This is a genomic window from Massilia horti, assembly GCF_004614195.1.
Taxonomy (GTDB): Bacteria; Pseudomonadota; Gammaproteobacteria; order Burkholderiales; family Burkholderiaceae_D; genus Telluria; species Telluria horti.
This window is the reverse complement of record NZ_SPUM01000078.1, coordinates 36,846-56,835: the sequence shown is the minus strand read 5'-3', so window position 1 is coordinate 56,835 and position 19,990 is coordinate 36,846. Positions and strand designations below refer to the sequence as shown.

The window sequence follows — 19,990 nt, the reverse complement described above, 5'->3', positions numbered from 1 at the left end:
CTACTCAGGTCAGGACGCTGCACGTCCGTACAGTGCTTTCTTTCACGTTACGATTTTTTGCGGCCAACAATTCAGGCGTGCGCCGGCACACCTGCTAGCGCGACTGGAATTGCTCGTTCAGGAATGCCACTGTAGCGTCGACAGTCGGCTGCACCCAGGGATCGAACAGCCAGAACGAGTGCGGCGAATCCGGCAGCAGCACAATCCGTCCGACCGCTCCGACATCGGTCATCCGGGCCACCATATCGTCGCGTCCGACCGCAAAGCGCGGCTGCGCACTGTCGATGAACAGGATTGGCGGCATGCCCGGTCGAACATACTGGATCGGCGAGGCCTCCTTCCACAGCGCGCTCTTCTCCGCATAACGGCCGCCAAACCACATCCCAGCTGCCGATGGATTTTTTTTGGGATCATCCTCGTTCACGCGCGCAGCCGGGGAGGTGAAGTCCGACAAGCCATCGATGTTGACGATGGCCTGCACGCTGCTCGGGACAGCGCTGTTGGCGGCGCCGGGGTCGAACTGGTTGAGATGCCCGGTCACGCCGGCCAGGCTGGCAATTTGCCCGCCAGCAGAGCCACCTGCCAGCACAATACGCTGCGGGTCGAGATGGTACTGATTGGCGTGCTCACGTACCCAGCGCACGGCCGCGCGCGTGTCGTGGATGGCGGCGGGATAGGTCGCTTCACCGGACAGGCGGTAGCTGATGGTAACAGCTGCATAACCGCGCTGCGCGAGGCGCACGGCCATCGGCACGAATTCGGACCGGAAGCCGGAACGCCAGCCGCCGCCATGCACGAACACCACCACAGGTACCGCTTTCCCGGCCTGCGCTGTCGCTGGCAGGTACATATCCAGCTTCAGGCAGCGCGTGCCGTACTGGACATATGTCTGGTCCGCGACCTTCGTCACGCCATCCGGCAGGTCCACACTGGCGATGCGGATGAACGGATAGTTGCGCACCAGCTTGTCGTAGGTGTGCTGGGCGTCATAAGTGTTTGTTGGATCAGGCGGCGGCTCTACGCATGGTGCGGCGTGCGCGGAAAATGCCGTCGTGAAAAGCGCAGCGATCAGGAAGGCACGGGAGACTTGGGCAGTCATTGATAGCTCAGCAAGAAAGCAAACTTGTTCAGTATGCCAGAAGCCTGCGGTCAGGCCTATGGCTCAGGCGACGCCGATGAGCCCGTGCCCACCGACCGGCATCGTCTCGATGCGTTCGTCAAATCCCACAATCAATGGCCTGGCACGCGCAATCGCCTGCTGGACAGCAGGCAAGGTAAGCGAGTTTCGATGGCTTTCCTTGCTGTCCCACGCCTCGGTAATCCAAATGGCCTCCGGATCGCCCGGATCTTTGGAGACGATGTAGCTAAGGCATCCCGGCATCGATTGAATACCCTCTAAAAGGTAATCGATCACGACCGCGCGCTGACCAGGTGCAATCTTCATCTTTCCGATGATTCCATACATTTTCGTCTCCATTGACATCACGACAAGGGCCGGAATCATTGTAGCTCATCACACACAAAAAATAGGGTTTCAATGTCCCCCCGCTAGCAGTCCGGAGCGGCAATAGCGCCGCGCTTCGGAGGAAGCATGGAACAGCCAGGGGACATGATCGTGCTCGGTGCCGGCCACTACCGGCTGCGGGAGCGCATGGCCACTTCCGCCTATGGCGTGCTGTGGCGCGCCGATGGCCCGGCGACGATCGGACCGGTTGCGCTCAAACTGATCAACTGTGAACAGATGGCCGGTGCGCCGGCGCAGCAGCGCGAGCGCTGGATTGCCAGCGCGCAGACCGAAATCAACTTCCTGCGTTCGCTTGCGCCGTGGGACCAGCGCCACATCGTGCGCTTGCTCGACAGCGGCGAGCAGGCTGGCCGGCCAGCACTCGCGCTGGAACTGCTGGACCAGGACCTCAAACGATACGTCGCGGCCGAACACACGGCGGGTCGGACGATCCCGTTCACGCGCACCTTAGGCTGGATCGCACAGATCAATCAGGCACTGGCTAAGGTGCACCAGTACGGCTGGCGCTACCTCGACCTCAAGCCCGGCAACCTGCTGTTCGATTCGCGCACCGGAAGCGTGAAGCTCGCGGACTTCGGCACCAACCGTGCCTTGGCCGACCTGCATCCGCATTCCTACGCCGGTACTCCAAACTGGCAGGCCCCGGAGCAGGTTTTTGCGCAAGGCGCTGAGGGGTACCTGACCGACGCGCGTACCGACTATTTCGCACTTGGCGCCCTGCTCTACTACCTCGTCACGAACGGCCAGCCACTGCGCTTTTGCAGCAGCTGTGCTCAAGCCTGGCGCGAACACGGACAAGCGGCAGGCAAGCTGCTACCCATGCCGGCGGTGCTGGACGCGGACGAGGAAGTCCGGTTCGCACAGGCGATCTCGATCGGCCACGATCTCGAGGCGGCATCGCGCGCCCTGGCGCTGCTGCGTGCGTTGGTGGCCGCGCGCCGCGAGAATCGGCCACGGCATGCGATCGAAATCAGTCGGATGATTGCCCATATCCGCGACGCGCTACATGCAGGCCTGCGGAGAGCCGCATGAACAGGATAGTCAACTGGAGATTTGCCGCAGGACTTGCGCTGGCCCTCCTCTGCGCGCTGCAGCTATTTTGCCTGTTGCGCGCGCCAGCCGCATTCTCACCGTCGCGCATCGATTTGACGCTAATGCACGGGCAATCGCAAACGCTGGGCCGCCTCGAACTGGCGGCGCCCCAAGCGGATAGCGCCCACATCGTCGTGCGGCGCGATGCGAGCGGCGGCTGGTGGATTCGCAATACCAGCATTGGCCGCCAGTTGGCGTTACGGCGCGACGGTGTCGATCGGCTGACGGGCCGCACGTCGATCAGCACCGGGATGCGGTTCCAGATCGGAGCAGCCGTGTTCACGGTCGACGGGGCGAGTGAGCACGAGGTGGCGTTCAGCGATGGCGCGCAACAATGGCGCTACAACGGCGCGAACTTGTTCAGGAACGGACAGGTCCTGCCCACCTGCCCCGATACACGGCTCGCCGCCCGCATTGTCGCGGGATGGAACCGCTGGGTTCCCGCTGTACTGTCCATGCACCGTCCATTGCGCTTCGGTGGCAGTCTTCACTGCGGCAACCGCATCGGCGTAGCGGGAATAGCGCCCGGCAGTGCGGCAATGGCGGACGATGATGGCCAATTGGTGCTGGTGGCGGGCGCGGGAACTGCTCCACTATTGGTCTGGCCCGGCAATGGCCAAGTCGATCTAGCCAGGCGTGAAGAGTGGCTTGGTGGGACGTGCCACGCCGCCGCCTGCCCACCACACCCCGTCACGAGCATGGTCGTCGGCTACACGCGGCTGCTCATGGCGGTCGACGGTGATACGTTGCGGATGCGGCCAGTCAGCCATGTCGCGCTGTTCGCGGAACCGCGCCTGCAGTTGCCGCCACAGGTGGCATGGCAGTGGCAGCAGCGCGATTTTTGGTCATTCCAGATGCAACGTGCATGGCTGGCGGCATGTGCGGCGACGGTGATCGCGGCCGTCGTCACGGCCTTGCGCATCCGCACGCAGCAGGCGCGCCTGCGCGCCGGGGCAGCGGTTTTTCTGGCCGCTGCGGGCACGGGCGCGCTGGTACTCCAGCATTTGGGCAGCCCGCCGGGGCTCGGCTGGTCGCTGATCCTGGCGTGGGCCGCGCTGTGGTTCGCGCTGCTGGCCGCGCCGCGCGTCAACCCCGTGCTGGCGGCCGGCGTCACGCTGCTAGCCGTCGGCCTGCTCGCTCAACTCGAGCTGGCGCTCGGCGGCGCCAATTCGTCGTGGACGCGTTACTTCCACAAGACCTCTGCCCTGCTCGCGATTGGCCTTGGCGCTGTCGTTTGGGTTCTCGGCCACCGCCCGCGCGTGCCCCTGCCGCAAGCCAGCGCGGAACGCATCCTCCTGCTGCTGGCAGGCGTGGCGCTTATCGCCTTGGCGCTGCAGGTCGCTTATGGCGATGAGACGGGCGTGCTCGGTCTGCAGCCGGTGGAGTTTGCAAAGCTTGCGCTCACCGGCCTCACTGCACATTGCATCGCGCTGGGCCTGGGCACCCGCCAACAGGCCAGCGACACCGTGCTGCGCTGGCTGCGCCTCGTCATGCCCGCTCTGCTGTTTCTGGCGCTGCTCGGCGTCGCGCTTGTCCAAGTGGACGACTACTCGCCGCTGGTGTTGCTGATGGTATGGACCGGCGCAATGGTCCTGGCGTGGACGCTTGCCACCCGGCGCTTCCTACCGGCCGGGATACTGGCCGCATGCGCCTGCTGCGCCGTCCTGGCTCTCGCGGCCCTGCACGGTGCCGAGCCTGCGCGGTTGGCCAAACTGAACTTCTATGCCGACCGGTTCCTGGTCTGGCTCGATCCCGGCACGCATCCGCATACCGGCCAGCAGCTCCTGCTCGGCGCACGCGCGATCGCCCAAGGTGGCTGGCGCGGAGCGGACGGGCTGCTCGGCCTCTCAACCCTCGGCCTGGAAGCTGGCACTGTGCCGCGCATCCCCCAGGTGCAGGATGACTTTGCGCCGTCCTTCTTCCTGAATCGCCACGGCCTTGCCGCCGCGTTGGCGTTATGGACACTGCAGGCGCTGTTCCTGGCCGGACTGGTCCAAAGCGCCGCCCGCGCCTGGCAGGCGCACCATGCCGCGCGCGACTTTCGCCATGCCTGGCTGGCGCGCTGCCGCTGCTTTGCGCTGTGCGGCGGCGCCGGTTTCCTGTTCGGTCATTTCTTGCTGTCGTGGGGCACCAATCTGTCGATCTTCCCCGTGATGGGCCAGCCGATGAGCTTCTTGTCGGCGGGTGGATCGCATCTGCTGTTTTTCATCTGCCCCCTGCTAGCGATCGGTAGCGCGTGCGTCCAATCTTTCGAGGAGAGTCATCATGCCGGTGTACGTCCAACATGAAGCCCTAGGCCAGGTCAACGATGTGTTCAACGCCGAAGCGCTGTGGCAGGCGCCGGGACTTGCGCTGTTCGCGCGCCGCCCGCTGCTGCGCGATCTGCTGGAACGCTCGCCACGCGAACAGCGCGGGCGCGCCGCAACACGCTGCTTTTCGCACGTGAAGCTGCTGCTGCCGCAGGAAGAAGTCGACGACGACCGCCATCTCACGCGCGGCGCGCGCGCACGCGACCTGGCGCAGTCACTCACCGATTTGCACCGGAAGGATTTCGGCGACCTGCTCGGCAGCGACGAGGTGCGCTACGACGTGGTCGGCGACGACAAGCTCGAACCGGGACAGGTCGAGGTCAAGTTCGGTCACGCCGTCTACCTTCCCGCGCCAGGCGAAAGGCCGCTGTACACGATCAGCGCTTCGCGCGACAGCGCGGTGTGGAAGACCGTCTGCCCCGTCTATCCTAACCAGCGCCTCACGCTGATCGGCGAAAGCGGCCTTAGCGCGACCTATGCGGTGCCGGGCTGGCCGTTCGGTGCGGACGATGCGATCCTGCTGGTGAACGACGGGCCGGAAGCGCCGATAGAAGTGCAGGTGCGCCCAAAGGACGCCTTCGAATGCAGCTTCGATGCGGCGAACGGCTACTACACGATCCGCTCGCGCCGCGCCGGCCCGGATGGAACGGTGGCGCGGCTGTTCATCAAAATCGGCCGCGTTTCGGCACCAGCCTCGCTGTCCGGCAGCAGCCGGCCCAATTCCGTCCGCCCCGCGCCGCCCCGTGCTCCAGCGGTGTGGAAGGGGCGCGCCGTGTCCGATCCCGAACTCACCGCGCTGCCTGTCGCGCGTCCCGTGCCAAAGGAGCTCGATGCCACCTATGCGCCGGTGGCGCGCCAGCGCGTGTGCCTGGCTGCGCTGGCCCTGCCAAGGCTGTCACGCTACCGGGAAACCGGCGCGGTCGCGCTCGAAATCGGCCTGAACCGCGCGCTGGTGCCAGCGAGCCAATCCAAGGATGCGGTCATCAGCTTTGCCGTCGACCACGCCGACGAGGTACATGCGATCACAGCCGCCGGGCGCCAGCGCATCGACGTGCCGTCCAGCTTCACCCCTATCGACGCCATCGCCGTGCGGCTGCTCGTCGTGGCCCCAGGCATGGCCGACCGCTACCGCGCGCTGTTGTGCCTTCCGAACGCGCCCGGACTGCCAGTCGCGGCCGATACGCCCTGCACGTTCGGTCGCGGAGTGCCCACGCTGGCCGCATTGCGCGTGCTCGATTCGCCAGGCTTTCTGCGCCACGCCGACGGGGCGACTGGCACCAGCGCCGACCGCCTGGGACTGTCGCGTAACGCGTTCAGTTTCGAGGCATCCAAGGACGGGTACCGGATCGTGCGGCTGGCACCAATGCAGGCGCTGTACCACCTCGACGACCAGCTTGATTTCGTGGCGTCGATCGACAATGCGGCACCGGGGCAGCCCTATCTCCTTCCCGTGGGCCACCACCTGGTCGCCGGCCACTATGTGCTGCGCTTCGACGCTTAGGGACATGACATGCCTGCGCCGATCGTGACGGTTGCCGCCTTGTGCGCCGGCCTGGTAGCCACCCTGGTCTTGTGCGCGTACCTCACGCCGCGCGCGTGGTGGCGGCGCGCTAATGCGCGCGCGCTCGCGGTGCTGACGGTCGGAACGCTTTGCATCGGCAGCGCCCTGCTCTGGTGGTTCAACCCGGCGGCCAACGCCCAGGCGGCGCCGCATGAACTGGCTGCGGAGCCATTGACGGAACCAGTCCGCTATCGCGTGTACGACGACCTGAACCTGCGCGACGGCACAGGCATCGGCGCGCGGCGCGTGGCGGTGGTGCCGGCCGGCGCAATCGTCACCGCAAGCGGCGTGCGCAAGGGAGACTGGTGGGAAGTGAGCGCCAGGGTCGACGGCCGCGAGGTGCGCGGCTGGGCGAGCAGCCTGTGGCTGCGCCGGCTCGACGAACGCCGCTAGGCGGCAGCCAGCGCCATGGGGATGAAGCGGATTCCGCGCACGCATTGCTCCGGCGCGGTGGGCACGAAACCAAGCGCCTTGTATACCGGGAGCGCATAGAGCGAGGCATTGACGGTGAAGCCGCCCGTGTGACCCGATGCGAGCGATGCCTGGCGCGCCACGTCCCACAGACGCCGCGCCACGCCGCGACGCTGCCAGCGCTTGCCAACGAACAGATGGAACAGGTGGCTGCGCTCGCGCATCCCGACAAAGCCTGCCAGTTCGCCATCGATCAGCGCCACATGGTAGACCCAGCCGCGCTCGATGTAGCCGCGTACTCCCTCCTCGTCGTTTTCACGCAGGAAGTCCGACGCGGATTCCTGACTGGTTCCGCAAACGATGAACTCCAGCGCCAGCTCACGCAGCAGCGCGGCCGCGCTGGCGATATCGTCTTGCTCGATCGGTCGAATCAGCATCGGTGCCCTTGCGTTTGTTATCGAACGGACAAATTAACATAATGAAGCTGGAATGGCCATGTGTTCGCGGCTTAGCAAACCATCCAACCAGCGTAAAGTAGGCGAGATACCTTCCCATCGATGCCCATGATTCCATCCGATCAGCTGCAATTTGGCCCAGGTCTTGACGTCGCAGTGCGCTGTGCGCTTGGCGTCGGCCCGGTCATGCGTGCGGAAAACCAGGACAATTACCTGCTGATCGACGTCGATGGCAAGGCCGCCTTCCTGCGCGACGAACGGCCAAAGCGTGCGACGGTCCCCGGCTGGCCGCACGGTCACGCCAGGCTCGCGGTGCTCGATGGTATGGGCGGCCACGGTCACGGCCGGGAAGCGGCGGAGGCAGTGGTCGAAGGCTTGCTGTCCATGCCGGCGTGTGTCACCGCGGCCGCACTGGCGCTGCACCTGGACGCGTTGCACGCGCAATTGCAGCGGCAATTCGACTCGGCCACGCCCACCGGCCTGCGCCCGGGGACGACGCTGACCATGCTCGAACTGATCCCCGGACAGGACGCCCTGCTCTACCACGTCGGCGATTCGCGCCTGTACGAAATCCGGGGCAGGCATGCCACGCCTTTGACTGTCGACCACGTGCCGGCAACCGCGCATGCGATGGCTGCGCTTATCGGTGAACATGCGTGGCGCCAGCAGGTGTATGGCGAGCACCAGCCTCAGATCTCCCAGGCCTTCATCCTCGGCAATTCGCTGGCCAACCCGGCGTTGCTGGCAGATGCGCTGTTCGAACTCACGCCGATCAATCTACCGCCGTGGCTGCGCCAACTGGGGGACCGGCGACCGCTTGCATTGCGCGCTGGCAGCATCTACCTGCTCGCCACCGACGGATTCTGGTCGTGCGCAAAACCTGAACCGTGGGTTGCGCAATGGCCGCGACTGGTCGCGCGTTGCAGGTCGGCGGGCGCCGTGGCCGATGCCTTGTTCGCGGAACTGGCAAACAACCCGCCGCCGGGACTGCAACCCGACAATCTCACCGCCATCGTGCTGCGCGTTAATTAACGGCGCTGCCGAGCAAAATGGCGTAAGCTTGGGCTGATTGAGGACCCGTAAATTTCTTATGAACAAGTGCCGCGATCCCGAGCACCCGCACTGCACGGTCTGGGTCATGCCAGGGGACCCGGTATGCGCGCACGGCCATCCGCAGCCGGAGAATTTGCAGCCAGGGCGCGCCGAGCTTGCCATCGCGCCTGTCGCCGTGCAGGTCGAGCGTGCCCCGCTGCCGGTCCGGCCGCACCTGCATGTGAGTGGTTTCGACCCGCGCGCCTGCGGCGGCCGCTACAGCATCAGGCTCGACCTGCGCGGTATGCCACCCGGCCTGCCGCCACAACTGATGCTGCGCGCGCAAAGCGCACTCCCTCTGCACACCCGCGCGCCCCTGCACTTCTCGCGCACGCGCTCTGGCGGCTGGCGGGCGGTGTTCATCGAATTCTCGTCCCGGGCGGTCGAGCACGGCCAGCACCGCATCGACCTGGAACTGCAAGGGGGCGAGCGCAACTGGGTTGCCACCCTGGTGCTGAACCTGCCGCGCCGCGATGCCACTCTCGCCGACATCCACGCGGCCTTCCTGGCGTCGCACAAGAACGTTCACATCAGCGCGGACGATGCGTCGATCGCCCGCGTTTCCGCGCGCACCTTCGGCCGGCTCGACATCGAGGTCAACGCGCGCGACGCGTCGATCGCGCAGCTCGACCTGCAGGCGGAGCCGGGCAAAGCGGACGTGGGCATCGTGACCATCGCCTGGGATGAGGACCTGGTCGAGGTGGATGCGGTGCGCGCACCGCCGCATCCCTGTCCGGCGAGCGCCGCCTGCCTGACAAGCGCCGATCCGGTGGCGGGACTGCCGCAGCATATCCGGCTGTTGGCGCTCGACGAATTCGTGCTGGGCCGATTCGAAACGGACGACCCCGAGGCCGACGTGCTGCTGTCGCACTTCACTGCCGACGGCGCGGACCCGGCCGGGCTGACGCGACGCCTGTCCGCCCGCCATGCGGTGATCCGGCGCGTGCGCGACCGCTACGAGATTGAGGATGTGTCGCGCTATGGTCTGCTGCTGGACGGTAGCTGGCCCGGCAAGCATGTGCCGGTGCCGCTGCGCCTGGGGATGATAATCGAGCTTACCGCGAGCATACGCGGCGTGGTCAGGCTGGTGGTGAGCGGTCTGCTCCACAACGGTGTGGTGCTGCACCGGGAGGATGATGGCGCAGACGCGGAGTGTTTTTGCCTGCTCGAGCCGGACCGGCGACCGGCACCGCTTGCGGCGCAGCGCACGCTGCCCCAGGCGGCGCGGCTGCCGCTGCTGTTTCACGACCGCGGGGGATTCTGGTGCCACGATGCGGAGCAGGATCAGGATGAAGCGCTGACGCAAGCTGACCTGTCCGGCCCGGCGGGACAGATGCGGTTTGCCGTCGGCGCCTACCCTGTACAGTGGACGGTGCGCGCAAGCCGCGACCGGCGGGAACCCCGTTTTGCCGAGCCGCCAGCCGGTGCGTGATGGCGCTAATGCGGAAGCAGCACGAGGAAGATCATCGCGCAGCCTGCCAGCAGGACGGCCTGCAATGCAAACACGATGATCGGAATCTGAAGGTGCTTGGGGATTCTCATGGCGCCTTCCTTCGCGGTCGGGACAAAGGATTAGTGCGCCAGGGGCGGTGAAAGTTCCGCCGTGCGTAATGTGAATCAACTGGGCGCCGAAAAACGCCGGATGATCCGAGCGGCTGATGAAAGCCAGTCAAGTAGCCCGTCGTTCCCGCGGAGGCGTGAACCCATGCTGAGCCTCATTTCACGCTGTCTATGGGGGTGCCGACCCCGGGAAGTCGTTCCGACCAATGGGAGGGACGACGGTTTTTTTGCGGCGTTGGCTCCGCTCTGCGGCGCGGGCTGATCAACCGGTGACCGCGTGCGCACAGGTGCGCACCCTACGATACGTGGGCTGATCAACGGTTATTCACGCCGTTTCCAAGACGGCGGCGTAGCCGGCAGCGGGATGCGCTCGCTGTCTCCGGGCACCGGCCTGAAGCGCTCCTGTTCCCAGTCGCTGGCGGCCTGTTCGATCCGCTCCTGGCTGGACGAGACGAAGTTCCAGTAAATGAAGCGTCGGCCATCAAGCGCCGCGCCGCCGATCACCACGAAACGCGTGCCGGCCTGCGATTCCACCCGCACCGGAACGCCAGGCTCGAGCATCGCCATCGTGTACGCCGGCACCTCTTCCCCATCGATCACGAGGTCGCCGCTGATCGGATACAGCGCGGCCTCTTCGGGCAAGTCATTCAGCGCCATCAACCGGCCGGGTTCGAGGTGCACATCCAGGTACAGCGTCTCGCCAAAGGTCGGTACCGGCGAAGTCTGCCCGTGCGCGCTGCCGACCAGCACCCGCAGCATCCCGCCGTCGAATTCCACTTCCGGGATCGCGCTGGCCGGGGTGTGCGAAAAGTCAGGTGCGGTCTCTTCGTGCTCGCGCGGAAGCGCCGCCCACAGTTGCAGCCCGTGCGTGCGGCGCTGCTGGCTCTTGAGATCGTCCGGCGTGCGTTCCGAATGGACGATGCCGCTGCCGGCGGTCATCCAGTTGATCGCGCCAGGCTCGATGCGCTGTTCGGTGCCCAGGCTGTCGCGGTGCATGATCGCCCCTTCGAACAGGTAGGTCACGGTCGCCAGGCCAATGTGCGGGTGCGGACGCACGTCGTGGACGGTGCCCGGCTCGGCGTCGACCGGTCCCATGTGGTCGAAGAACAGGAACGGGCCCACGGCCTGCTTGGCCGCCGCCGGCAGGATGCGCCGGACCTTAAAGCCGCCGCCGAGGTCCTTGTCGTGCGGCTTGAACAGATACGCGATCGCCATGGTTTATGCCAGCTCCGTGGTGATTTCGGTGATTACGCTGGCCATCAGCTTGTGCACTGGGCACTTGCTGGCAACGCGCAGCAGTTCCTCGCGCTGTTCGTCGGTCAGGTAGCCGCCCAGCTTGAGCTTGGTCGCGAGCTTGTAGACGCCCTGCCGTTCCTGGCTGTCGTCGCGTTCCACGATCACTTCCACGTCCGCGAGCGGGATATCCTTGCGCCGCGCATACCAGACCAGGGTCAGCGCTTCGCAGGTGCCGAGCGCGGCGTCATACAAGTCGTGTGCGGACGGGCCGGCGTCCTCGCCCCCTTCCGGCGACGTCCCGTCCACCACCAGCAGGTGATCGCGGATCTGGACGGTATGCCGCATCGGGTGTGTTATATCGCGGCGGACAATGATACTCATGCGTGGCTCCCTTTATCGGATTTGGGCGGATGTCACAATGTACACCAAAGCCTTGCCGCGCATGAGCGCGTGACATCACTTATGAGGTCGTTTCGAGATGAGAGGGGCAAGGCGCGGCGACGAAGGCACAATCCGCGTGGGCAGCAAAAGTAGCACGTCGTTCCCGCGGAGGCGGGAACCCATGCTGAGCGTCATTTCATGCTGTCTATGGGGGGAACAGCGCCAGTGGCGCTGTTCCCGCTTTCGCGGGAACGACGATTTTCAGCCAACTAATTTTGAAACGACCTCTACGTCGCGCGCGACGCGAAAGCCGACGATGTCATTCGCGAGCACTGCGGAAAAGCCATTGCGCAGCGCCGAGCGCAGGTAGCGCGGGTTGTACAGCCACGAGCCGCCGCGCAGGATACGGCGCGCCTGGTCGCCGCCCTCTTCCCACGCGCTGCCATCGACCGGTGCGCCGTCATAGCTGTCGTGCACCACGTCCTGCACCCATTCCCACACATTGCCGTGCATGTCGAACAGGCCCCAAGGGTTCGGCGGAAAAGTGCCGACCGCCGTCGTGCCCTTGCGGTAGACGCCAGGCGGGCCGCCGTTGTAGCAGAAATTGCCGTCGTAATTGGCCAGGTCGGTGCTGATGGAGTCGCCGCAGCTAAATGCTGTCTTGGTGCCGGCACGGCATGCGTATTCCCATTCCGCTTCGCTCGGCAGGCGGTAGCGCTGGCCGGTTCGTTCGGACAGCCAGTGCAGGTACTGCCGAGCGTCGTGCCAGGTCACGCCGACCACCGGATGCGCATCGTTCTGCGCGAAACCCGGCGCTTCCCAGTCGACCTCGCCGGAGCAACGCCAGCCGGTGGCCCGCGCGAACACGCGCCACTCGCCCACGGTCACCGGATAGCGGCCAAGCGCAAAAGGCCGCTCGATGCCGACCCAATGCTGCGGCGTTTCGCGGGCGAGCCAGTTTTGCTGGGCGCCGGCGGCAGTGGCGATCTTGCGCTCGTGCTCGGGCGAGCCCATTTGAAAGCGGCCGGCGGGCAGCAGCACCAGTTCGGGTCCCGCGTCCTGGCTGTCCCGGAAGTGGTCGCGCAACAAGCTGCCCGGTGACGCGACTGGCTCCGCCTCTCGGGCTGGCGTGTCGGGCGCTGCCAGCGCCTCAGCCTGCGCGGCCGTTCGGGCCTGCTTTTGCTGCTCCAGGATGGCGGCCGCCGCCTTCACCTTCTGTGCCTTGCGCCGGGCCTGCTCGGCCTCTTCGCGCGCCAGGCGCGCCTTCTCGGCCTCCTCCCTGCGGCGTGCCAGAAGCTGCTGGCGCAGGGCCTCCTTGCGTTCGCGGCGCACAGCTTCCTGCGCCGCGCGTTCCTGCTTTTCGCGCTCGCGCCGTTCGCGCACCAATTGTGCCTGCGCGGCGGCTGCGGCCTTGGCTTCGGCCGTGCGCCGCGCGCTCTCTTCCGGGTCCTGCACCTTGACGGCTTTTCGCACTGGTTCGGCTTGCGCCGGCGTGGCATCGGCCGCGCGGATCCGCTGCAGCAGTTCGCCCACCGTCGCCGGCCGCGCCTCGGCATCGAAGGCGAAGCCAGTTTGCAGCGCTTCCCATTGGCGCGGGCCGAGCGCCGGTGGCATCACGGGCTGCTCGCCGGGGACGCGGGCCGCGCCGAACGGCAGGCTGCCGCTGACCATCTGGCTGATCATGACGGCGACCGCGTGCACGTCCAGCGCCGGCAACGGCTCGCGCCCGGCCATGCCGGCTTCCGGGGCGCGATAGCCCGCCGTGCCCGAACTGGCGGGCGCCTCGGTGGCGGGCGCCACGCCCGTCCCGCGCGCACGCGCCGCGATGCCGAAGTCGAGCAGCTTGACCTCGCCCCTGCGGGTCACGAATACGTTGCCTGGCTTGATGTCACGGTGCACCAGCCGGTGCCGCGTCCACGCATAGTCGAGGGCAGCGGCCACCGGCGCGAGCAGCTCGAGCGCACGCGCGAGCGTGACGCTGCCTTCGCGCGCCAGCAGGGCGTCGAGATCCTCGCCGTCCAGGCACTCCATGATCAGGAAATAGCTGGAGGTCGCCGGGTCCTGCGCCCAGTCGTAGACGCGTACGATGTGTTCGTGCGCCAGCCGCCGGGCTCTGGCCGCTTCTTCCACCAGCAGCCGCGCATAGGCCGCGTTGCGGGTCAGTTCCGGCGCCAGGATCTTGAGCGCCACCTGCGCGCTGTGGCCAAGTTCGGCATGCGTGGCGAGGTCGGTGGCCTGCCACACCTGGGCCACCCCGCCGCGCGCGATCAGGCGTTCGAGCCGGTAGCGGCGGCTGCGCGGTCCGATTTCCTGGCCGGCCATCAGCCCGATCTCGGTGCCGGCGCGCGAATCCTGGCTTGGCGCCGGCGCAGCGTGCAGGGCATCGAGGATCGCGTTCCTGCGCAGCTTGAACTCGTCGCTGCTTAACAGGCCGTCCTGATGCAGCTGATGCAGTTCGCGAATCTTGTCGCTTGCGGTTGGCATCCTGGGCTCAAGCCGGCAAGGCCGCCCCGCAGACGGCACAGAATTTGTCGTCCCCGCGCACCGGATGACCCTGCGCGCACAGGCGCCCCTGCACGCCGGCGGCACCCACCACCTGGGCCAGCGCCGCGAGCTGGTCGGCGCCCATCGTCGCGTGCACCCGGGTCTTCATGAAGTCGGCCAGCGCACCGACGTTGGCCGCGCCAGCCAGTGCCAGCTTGGCGGTGTCGTCCATCGCGGCCAGCGCTTCGGCGCGCGCGAGCAACTGCGCGTGGCGGCGTTCCTCCGCTTCCAGCTGCAGCTGCTGCGTCTGGCGCTGCTGCAGGGCGTCGGCCTCGATCGTGCGCAGCAGCTTTTCCTGCTGGGCGATGGCACCAAGCGATGCGCCGTCGCGCCGCATGGACTCGATCTTTTGCTGCGTTTCCTCCGCCTGCAGCATTTCTGCGCGCTGAAGTTCGCGCTTGCGGCCCGCGGCCAGCTCCTCTTCCCATTCGAGCACGCGCGCGGCCTCGCGCCGGCGCGCTTCGTTGGCCAGTTGCAGCAGTCGCAACCGCGCCTGGTGCTCTTCGACCTCGATCTCGCGTGCGCGGCAGGCCACCGCTTGTTCCTGTTCGCGCAGGCGCACCAGTTCGGCGTGCTGTCGGGTGGCGTCCTCGATCTGCATGGCCTGCTCGATCTTGTTCCTGATCTGCTGCTGCATCAACTGCTGCGAAAAGCGCTGCTGGGCGAGCTGGCGCGCCTGCAGCGCGTCCTGCTGCGCCACGTCCAGTTCGGTACGCATCCTGATCCGGGCCAGTGCGCGCAGGTGCTCCCATCCGGCCGCCTGCTCCGCGCGCTGCGCGCCCTTGCTGGCCAATTCGTGCTCGAGTTCGGCCAGCATGTCGCCGGCGCCAAGCTCGATCGCATCGCGGCGCGACTTGGCTTGCGCGATGCGGCCGTACAGCTCGATCTCCCGCGCACGCACAGCCTGCGCGCGCTCGGCCCCTGCCAGTGTCAGCTCGGCACGTGCGATCGTCTCATCCTGGCGCAACTCGGCGCGCTTGTGGCGCTGGCGGCTCTCCTGTTCTTCGCGCCGGATGCGCTGCCATTCCTCGGCGTCGTATAGCTGGTCCAGGTGTTTGGCATGCTCGAGCTGTACGTGGCGCTCGTCCGCCGCCAGGAACAAGGTTCCGATCCGTTCGCGGTTGGCGTCGAACTTGTCGTGGCGCAGGCACAGCGTCTGCACCTGCACCGCTGCCAGGCCGTACTGCCCGAGCAGCAGCTTGAGCGCGCCCTGCAGCCGTTCGTCCAACTGCGCACGCAGCGATCGGTTGGCGGCCATGTCGCGGATCGACTGCGCCCCCACGAATTCGGCCGCGAACTGGCGCACCGGTGGAGCCAATAGCTCGCACAGCTCGCCGGTGGTGACCGCGCCGGGCATGGTCATGAAATGCCGCGCGAAGGCGGCCACGTTCTCGATCCGCACGCTCACCGTGAGCTGCGCCGCCACCTTGAGGTGCTCGCTCGTCGCCAGGTCCTGGAATTCAAAGGTGACCGGCAGCGCGCCGGTGCGCGTGACCAGGATTTCGGCGTGCTGGTCGCGCAGCAGGTGGTTCAGGCGCGCGAAAAAGCCTTCGATCTCGTACTCGCCCTGCGGCACCTCGGTCGCCTGGTCGCCCTGCAGGATGTAGGCGCGCGCGGTGGAAGGCACCCGCAGCGTCTTGACGAACACGCCTTCGAGTTCGCGCACGCCGAAGAACACCGCCAGCTCGTCCGGGCCGGCGATCCAGCGGTTCTCGCGCAGCACCGGCGCGTTGCGCAGGCCGCCCAGCGTGACGCCGCACTGCGCGCAGTAGTGCGCCTCGCCCGCGTTCTTGTGCTCACACCGGGGGCAGCGCTCGCCGCCGAATCCGAACATCTGGAACATACCCACTCCTGATTATTGAACTGACAACACTGTTGCCCGATTCTAGCAGGGCTGCGCTCACACCCGGGTTCGCGCACCAAGCGTGCGCGAGCTTGCTCAAATGATCCCGATCCGTTCGATGCAGGCCACACTGGCGCCGCGGCTGCGCAGTTCGTCGGCAAACCCGTCCGGGAGCATCGGCTGCCACGCCTTCGGCAAAAGCACGCGGTCGCCCGGCGCCGCTTCGCGCACGATCAGCGCGCACTTGGGCGCCAGGCCCTCCACGGTGTCCACGCGGCCGGCGTGCCACGCGCTGGAACAACCACTGGCGATGAGCCGTCCACGCGCCAGGAACTCCCGGCCGCGCGCGATGCGGTCGGCCAGCACCAGCGCCAGTTCGTACGACTCTCCCGAAAAGCCGGCCTGGTCAAAGCGGACCACGGTACGCCAGCGGCCAACGCCGCGCCCGTCGAAGTGGCGTGCTTGCGCCAGCGCGTGGCGCACGGCCAGTTGACGCGCCGCGTCCACGCCGGGCACGGCAATCGCGCCCTCCTCTTCGGCGCCGTCGTGAGGGAAGGGATAGACGCTCACGTCGATCCGGCACAAGCTGTCGTTGATGCCGCCGCTATGCAGCGGAAACCAGCAACTGCCTGTCGCCACCGCGGCCGACTGGTCGGGCTGGCCGGTCAGCGCGCCCAGGTGTGCCAACCCATCGGGCCCGCCGAGCAGCACATTAGCCGGTGCATTGCGCAGATCATGCCCCGTGACGCGGCCCAGATGCCATTCGTCGGACCAGCCGTTCGCGCAGATCGGACGGGACGGATGGAACAGGCCGCGCACCATGCGGTCCGCCAGCACGACCGCCAGTTCCCAGCCACGCTGGGTGCCGGCGGGTGCGCGGTCCAGACTGATCACGACCTGGTCGCGGCTGTCCAGGCACGGCTCGGTCAGGCGCGCCAGTCGCACCACCTGCTGCATCCGCTGCGCCAGCGCCGCGTCGCCCGGCGCACTGCACTTGACGTCGGCGCGGCCCGCGCGCGGCCGGCGCGTGGCGGTGACGAGCAGCGGCGAACCGTCGGCAAGGATGCTGCGACATTCAACGCTAGCGGGCAATGCGTTCATGCGTCCTCCTCTGCCGCCTCGGTCGTGCCGCGGCGCGCGGCCATGTCGTGTTCAAGGTTGGCGATGATGCGCCCTGCCTCGTCGAACAATTCCGCAACGTCGCCTTCATGCGCGCGCTCCAGGCGCGCGAGCAGCGCCCACGCTTCGTCCAGCGCTGCGGTTGCACGGCGGCTGTGGCGGGCGCGCCGCAGTTGCAGAGCGGGCGCAAGCGGCTGCCCCGGCCCGGACAGGCCAAGCGCGGGCATGGTTCCGGCCGACAGGCTCACAAGATCGAGCCGCTGCAGCAGTTCCTGCTGCATGCGGAACAGCTCCTGGCCAGGCGGCAGCCCCGCCATCCGCAACTGGCACATTACGCATGGCAGTTCCAGGAACAGGCGGCGCAGGGCGCCAGCGTCGGCGATCGTGGGGTCGAATACTTCGTCCGACACGCACGCCGGCGCAGTCACTTCCTCCGCCGGCGGCGCATCGGGCAACACCCGCTCCTTGAGCAGCGCCGCGAAGTCACGGTGCTCGCCCAGATCGACCGGCAGGCAGTCGTCGACGGTGACGCCAAAACGCATGAAGAGCAGTTGGTTGAAGCCGGCGCGAAAGGCGTTCCATTCGTCGAGCTGGGTGCATGGCGGCAGCGCCAGATTACCCTGCGCCAGCTCGCGCTGCAGCGCGGCCTCGATCAATTTGGCGAACGCCGCCAGCTCCACTTGCCCCGCCGCTTCGCTGGCCAGGAACAGGTCGAAGCGCTGCTGCACCGCGTGCGGATCGGGACTGTCGATCGCGAACGCGACGCGCAAGCCAATCTCCGGCGCCGCCGCAAACGGAACCAGATCCACCTGATACGGCCCGGGATGAAAGCAGTAGGCACGCTCGTCCCCGCCCAGCGCAAGCTTGCCCTCGGCGCGCCGGGTCCGTCCGCTGGCGTTGATGATCACGGCCGCACAGCCGTTTGGCGCGCTGCAGCCGACAGGCATCGGCAGCGCGATGACGGTCGCGCCCAGTGCCGGGGTATCGAGTTCGGCCTGCCTTGCGCCGCGTTTGAACAGTCCGAACATTCAGACCTCGGCCCGCTCGACCGCGAATACCGCGCCGGCCTGCTGGAAGTGACTGACAGGGTCCAGCGCGAACGGCCAGGCGGCCTCGCATTCGCCATCAAGGTCCAGGCGGCCCTGCAGCACAATGCCGCCCTGGCCGTCCACCACCCGCAGCAGCGGCCGTTCACGCAGCAGGGTTGCTGCGAACGGCGCGTTTGCCGCGACCTGCAGGATCACGTGCCAGGCACCCCTACTACCGGCGAAATGCAGGCTCCAGCAGCGGTCATCCGTGCACAGTTCGGTGAGCGGACTGCCGCTGTCGGCAGCGCGCAGCATGCCGGCGCTGCCCCCCCACGCGGCGTCGTTGGCGGCAGGCCGCTCACTGCGGCGCTCCAACGCCAGCTGTCGCAGCCGCCGCAGGGTCAGCGGGGAGCCCTGCAACGCCTTGCGCTCGTTGGCCGTCAACGGCCGGCTGCCACCCAGCGCCGCGCGCAGCACCTCGTCGGCCAACATCAGCCGGTCGCCCGGCACCCGGCGACCGAGCAGGAGCCGTTCCTCCAGCTTGCGATCCAATGCGGTTTTCGTCATCCGTGTTCCTCCTTCATGGTCGCCCCCAGCAGCCGCAGGATGGCGGCATCGCGGCGCTTTCTCAATGTCGGCAGCGATACCTGGCCGAGCTGGGCCAGCTGCTGCATGGTCGGCAGCGCACCGGTGGCGGGATCGAGCCAATCGACCGGGTAGCAATCGTCCATCGGTCCCAGCAGCTTCAGGTATACGGCCAGGCGCACCGGCTGCGATTCGCCCGCCAGTTTGCACTCGACCCAGTTGCTGGCATCGTGCGTCCCAGATATGTAGCCGGGGGACGGCGCAACGAAGGCGGCTGTGTCTGCGTCTGTCGCCTGCGGCGCGCTCTGGTCCAACTCGTCCTCGAACACCTCTAGAATCTGGTCCGGGCCGGGCGTGGGCGAATCGAGCGACTCGTCAATCACGCGCCAATAGTCTTCCAGCCACACGGTAGCAGCAGCACCATCGGGCAGCCAGTCGTGGTCGCGATTGGCCGACAATTCTTCGTACTCGCCGATCTCGCGCAGCATCGCGCCGATCTTCTCAGGACTGTTCTTCAGGCTCGCAAAGCGCTTGGAGCGGGTGTGCAGGGGACCTGGGCTGCCGGTGAAGCGCTCGCGCGTTTCGCTCCAGGCCAGCACCCATTCGGCGCGGCAGTCACGGATCGAATGCATCTGGCGCGCCTCGATCGGCGCCGCCGCCAGCGGTCGTCCAAGGATGGCGCCGACCTGCTCCGCACTCTCCGGCCAGGCCGCGAACAGCCGCGCGATCTCGCTGTAGGCGGTATCGAGCATGCGGTAGGCGTACATACGATTGGCGCTGCACGGCCGGCCGCAGGCGACCTGGTAGTTGTCGGCATCGACCTTGTCGCGCAGGGTCGCGTACATATCGTTGATCTTCTTGCGCAGCAGCGCGTCGCCGCCCGGCTCGAGCCAGAAAGCGCCGCTGCGTTCAAATTCTTCGGCCAGCACCGCGCGCAATGCGGACCAGTCGGCCTGGCGCGCCTGCAGCTCGTACAGCAGCGTGAAAGACAGTTCCAGCACGCTGTCACCGTAGCTGTTACCGGGCGCCGTCGCACGCGCACTGCGGCCCGCCTCGTGCAGGCATTGCGCGACCAGCTCGACATACAGCTCCCCGCCGCCTGGTGCGAGCAGGCGCGTCGCGTCACCCTCGGCGAACACACGCAGCGAGCACTGTCCCAGCAGCTTGCGCACCTGCTCCCAGCCGTGCTCCTGGTAGCGGGTCCCCGGCAGACGCATACCTCCCTCTTTCTTCGATGGCAGACTCAGCA

General features: G+C 67.1%; 17 protein-coding genes. 6 read left to right on the top strand and 11 right to left on the bottom strand.

All coding sequences use genetic code 11. The annotated features are described in order from the left end of the window. Positions 1 to 94 precede the first annotated feature (94 nt). Together E4O92_RS12210 and E4O92_RS12205 are read right to left on the bottom strand one after the other, a co-directional pair. Complete coding sequence (locus E4O92_RS12210; protein ID WP_135190044.1) at positions 95 to 1,099, bottom strand: alpha/beta hydrolase; 1,005 nt, start codon at positions 1,097 to 1,099, stop codon at positions 95 to 97. Between the two features lie 63 nt (positions 1,100 to 1,162). Continuing rightward, positions 1,163 to 1,504 carry a putative quinol monooxygenase gene (locus E4O92_RS12205; protein WP_229483290.1) on the bottom strand — a complete coding sequence of 114 codons (342 nt, stop codon included), beginning with the start codon at positions 1,502 to 1,504 and terminating at the stop codon, positions 1,163 to 1,165. A gap of 105 nt (positions 1,505 to 1,609) precedes the next feature. On the opposite strand from E4O92_RS12205, the gene E4O92_RS12200 reads away from it, so the two are divergent. Genes E4O92_RS12200 through E4O92_RS12185 form a run of 4 tightly spaced genes read left to right on the top strand, consistent with a single transcriptional unit; the run spans position 1,610 to position 6,880 of the window. Further along, on the top strand, positions 1,610 to 2,557 hold the full coding sequence (locus E4O92_RS12200; protein WP_229483288.1) for a protein kinase domain-containing protein: 948 nt from the start codon (positions 1,610 to 1,612) through the stop codon (positions 2,555 to 2,557). After that, positions 2,554 to 4,905: an FtsW/RodA/SpoVE family cell cycle protein gene (locus tag E4O92_RS12195; RefSeq protein ID WP_135190042.1), complete on the top strand. Its 2,352-nt coding sequence runs from the start codon at positions 2,554 to 2,556 to the stop codon at positions 4,903 to 4,905. Before E4O92_RS12200 ends, E4O92_RS12195 begins: the two co-directional genes overlap by 4 nt. Beyond that, entirely contained in the window at positions 4,883 to 6,427 is a 1,545-nt protein-coding gene (locus E4O92_RS12190; RefSeq protein ID WP_135190041.1) for a hypothetical protein, read from the top strand. Before E4O92_RS12195 ends, E4O92_RS12190 begins: the two co-directional genes overlap by 23 nt. 9 nt (positions 6,428 to 6,436) lie before the next feature. Further along, complete coding sequence (locus E4O92_RS12185; protein ID WP_135190040.1) at positions 6,437 to 6,880, top strand: SH3 domain-containing protein; 444 nt, start codon at positions 6,437 to 6,439, stop codon at positions 6,878 to 6,880. Here the strand turns inward: E4O92_RS12185 and E4O92_RS12180 are convergent. Next, positions 6,877 to 7,335 (bottom strand): GNAT family N-acetyltransferase, encoded by a 459-nt coding sequence (locus tag E4O92_RS12180; RefSeq protein ID WP_135190039.1) that lies wholly within the window; start codon positions 7,333 to 7,335, stop codon positions 6,877 to 6,879. The genes E4O92_RS12185 and E4O92_RS12180 overlap by 4 nt on opposite strands. Positions 7,336 to 7,461: 126 nt before the next feature. Between E4O92_RS12180 and E4O92_RS12175 the strand changes: the two genes are divergently transcribed. Further along, a complete protein-coding gene (locus E4O92_RS12175) occupies positions 7,462 to 8,385 on the top strand; it encodes a PP2C family protein-serine/threonine phosphatase (protein ID WP_229483286.1) in 924 nt (307 codons plus the stop codon). A 37-nt stretch (positions 8,386 to 8,422) separates the two neighbouring features. Next, positions 8,423 to 9,877, top strand: coding sequence for an FHA domain-containing protein (locus E4O92_RS12170; RefSeq protein ID WP_229483284.1), 1,455 nt, complete (start codon positions 8,423 to 8,425; stop codon positions 9,875 to 9,877). A 449-nt stretch (positions 9,878 to 10,326) separates the two neighbouring features. On the opposite strand, the gene E4O92_RS12165 is transcribed toward E4O92_RS12170, so the two are convergent. The 8 genes from E4O92_RS12165 to E4O92_RS12130 all read right to left on the bottom strand — a co-directional run bounded on the left by E4O92_RS12165 (position 10,327) and on the right by E4O92_RS12130 (position 19,958). Beyond that, positions 10,327 to 11,220, bottom strand: coding sequence for a pirin family protein (locus E4O92_RS12165; RefSeq protein WP_135190037.1), 894 nt, complete (start codon positions 11,218 to 11,220; stop codon positions 10,327 to 10,329). Positions 11,221 to 11,223: 3 nt separating this feature from the next. Then, positions 11,224 to 11,622 (bottom strand): OsmC family protein, encoded by a 399-nt coding sequence (locus E4O92_RS12160; RefSeq protein ID WP_135190036.1) that lies wholly within the window; start codon positions 11,620 to 11,622, stop codon positions 11,224 to 11,226. 261 nt (positions 11,623 to 11,883) lie between these two features. Beyond that, complete coding sequence (locus E4O92_RS12155; protein WP_135190035.1) at positions 11,884 to 14,106, bottom strand: SUMF1/EgtB/PvdO family nonheme iron enzyme; 2,223 nt, start codon at positions 14,104 to 14,106, stop codon at positions 11,884 to 11,886. Positions 14,107 to 14,113: 7 nt separating this feature from the next. Beyond that, on the bottom strand, positions 14,114 to 16,009 hold the full coding sequence (locus E4O92_RS12150; protein ID WP_135190034.1) for a hypothetical protein: 1,896 nt from the start codon (positions 16,007 to 16,009) through the stop codon (positions 14,114 to 14,116). Between the two features lie 96 nt (positions 16,010 to 16,105). Beyond that, positions 16,106 to 17,110: a hypothetical protein gene (locus E4O92_RS12145; RefSeq protein WP_135190033.1), complete on the bottom strand. Its 1,005-nt coding sequence runs from the start codon at positions 17,108 to 17,110 to the stop codon at positions 16,106 to 16,108. Continuing rightward, on the bottom strand, positions 17,107 to 18,156 hold the full coding sequence (locus E4O92_RS12140) for a hypothetical protein (RefSeq protein WP_135190032.1): 1,050 nt from the start codon (positions 18,154 to 18,156) through the stop codon (positions 17,107 to 17,109). The genes E4O92_RS12145 and E4O92_RS12140 overlap by 4 nt, the downstream gene beginning before the upstream one ends. Beyond that, positions 18,157 to 18,723 (bottom strand): hypothetical protein, encoded by a 567-nt coding sequence (locus E4O92_RS12135; protein ID WP_135190031.1) that lies wholly within the window; start codon positions 18,721 to 18,723, stop codon positions 18,157 to 18,159. Next, entirely contained in the window at positions 18,720 to 19,958 is a 1,239-nt protein-coding gene (locus tag E4O92_RS12130) for a hypothetical protein (RefSeq protein ID WP_135190030.1), read from the bottom strand. The genes E4O92_RS12135 and E4O92_RS12130 overlap by 4 nt, the downstream gene beginning before the upstream one ends. Between the last annotated feature and the right edge of the window lie 32 nt (positions 19,959 to 19,990).

Bases quoted from the DNA above. Each gene is read 5' to 3' on its own strand.
- E4O92_RS12210 (WP_135190044.1), bottom strand. From the start codon at position 1,099: ATGACTGCCCAAGTCTCCCGTGCCTTCCTGATCGCTGCGCTTTTCACG.
- E4O92_RS12205 (WP_229483290.1), bottom strand. From the start codon at position 1,504: ATGATTCCGGCCCTTGTCGTGATGTCAATGGAGACGAAAATGTATGGA.
- E4O92_RS12200 (WP_229483288.1), top strand. From the start codon at position 1,610: ATGATCGTGCTCGGTGCCGGCCACTACCGGCTGCGGGAGCGCATGGCC.
- E4O92_RS12195 (WP_135190042.1), top strand. From the start codon at position 2,554: ATGAACAGGATAGTCAACTGGAGATTTGCCGCAGGACTTGCGCTGGCC.
- E4O92_RS12190 (WP_135190041.1), top strand. From the start codon at position 4,883: ATGCCGGTGTACGTCCAACATGAAGCCCTAGGCCAGGTCAACGATGTG.
- E4O92_RS12185 (WP_135190040.1), top strand. From the start codon at position 6,437: ATGCCTGCGCCGATCGTGACGGTTGCCGCCTTGTGCGCCGGCCTGGTA.
- E4O92_RS12180 (WP_135190039.1), bottom strand. From the start codon at position 7,335: ATGCTGATTCGACCGATCGAGCAAGACGATATCGCCAGCGCGGCCGCG.
- E4O92_RS12175 (WP_229483286.1), top strand. From the start codon at position 7,462: ATGATTCCATCCGATCAGCTGCAATTTGGCCCAGGTCTTGACGTCGCA.
- E4O92_RS12165 (WP_135190037.1), bottom strand. From the start codon at position 11,220: ATGGCGATCGCGTATCTGTTCAAGCCGCACGACAAGGACCTCGGCGGC.
- E4O92_RS12160 (WP_135190036.1), bottom strand. From the start codon at position 11,622: ATGAGTATCATTGTCCGCCGCGATATAACACACCCGATGCGGCATACC.
- E4O92_RS12155 (WP_135190035.1), bottom strand. From the start codon at position 14,106: ATGCCAACCGCAAGCGACAAGATTCGCGAACTGCATCAGCTGCATCAG.
- E4O92_RS12150 (WP_135190034.1), bottom strand. From the start codon at position 16,009: ATGTTCCAGATGTTCGGATTCGGCGGCGAGCGCTGCCCCCGGTGTGAG.
- E4O92_RS12145 (WP_135190033.1), bottom strand. From the start codon at position 17,110: ATGAACGCATTGCCCGCTAGCGTTGAATGTCGCAGCATCCTTGCCGAC.
- E4O92_RS12140 (WP_135190032.1), bottom strand. From the start codon at position 18,156: ATGTTCGGACTGTTCAAACGCGGCGCAAGGCAGGCCGAACTCGATACC.
- E4O92_RS12135 (WP_135190031.1), bottom strand. From the start codon at position 18,723: ATGACGAAAACCGCATTGGATCGCAAGCTGGAGGAACGGCTCCTGCTC.
- E4O92_RS12130 (WP_135190030.1), bottom strand. From the start codon at position 19,958: ATGCGTCTGCCGGGGACCCGCTACCAGGAGCACGGCTGGGAGCAGGTG.